The sequence below is a fragment of the Vibrio sp. 10N.222.55.C6 genome, from assembly GCF_041473395.1.
In the GTDB taxonomy this organism is placed as follows: Bacteria; Pseudomonadota; Gammaproteobacteria; order Enterobacterales; family Vibrionaceae; genus Vibrio; species Vibrio crassostreae_C.
In genome coordinates this window covers 1-645 of record NZ_JBFRSD010000934.1, presented here as the reverse complement: position 1 = coordinate 645, position 645 = coordinate 1, and the positions used below count along the sequence as shown (strand labels likewise).

Annotated in this window: 1 protein-coding gene and 1 pseudogene; both read left to right on the top strand. The window is 43.7% G+C overall.

The window, feature by feature from the left end:
• Positions 1–121, top strand: a pseudogene (locus tag AB4486_RS26925) (GntR family transcriptional regulator); the annotation flags it as partial.
• 207 nt (positions 122–328) lie between these two features.
• A partial coding sequence (gene uxuA, locus AB4486_RS26920; RefSeq protein ID WP_372119837.1) for a mannonate dehydratase occupies positions 329–645 on the top strand: 317 nt, incomplete at its 3' end.

The following is a 645-nucleotide window of genomic DNA, read 5'->3' as shown; positions in this document are numbered from 1 at the left end:
GTGGCAACACCTTGAGAATGTTAAACAGCGTTTGTTAGCGCTGTCAGACATTGATGACCCAAACTTTGATGGTTACTTATTTAGCTCCAACCCAGTGGTGCTGCTTAGCTCAGAAAGCTAGTTCTGAAGCTAATGTTGAATTCAGCGACAAGGCTCCTCTTGAAAGCTGATTCATTCAATAGGTTGTAGATAGGTAATCGTCTTTAGACCGGCGTAGACCGGTGCTATCTCGGGCAGTAATTGTCATTGCTGCCATTAAGAAGTCGTTATTGCATTTAGCTTGATTAATTCGAGCCGGCTAAGTGCGTCTTAAAGAAAGGTAAGTCTCATGGAACAAACGTGGCGTTGGTACGGCCCTAATGATCAAGTCTCGCTAGACGATATTCGTCAAGCGGGCGCAACTGGTATTGTGAATGCACTGCATCATATTCCAAATGGTGAAGTTTGGACAAAAGAAGAAATCCTCAAGCGTAAAGCCATTATCGAAGAGAAAGGTTTAACGTGGTCGGTTGTAGAAAGCGTGCCTGTGCACGAAGAGATCAAAACTCAAACTGGCAACTACCAGCAGTGGATTGATAACTATAAGCAAACTCTGTCTAACCTTGCTGAGTGTGGCATCGATACGGTTTGTTATAATTTCATGCC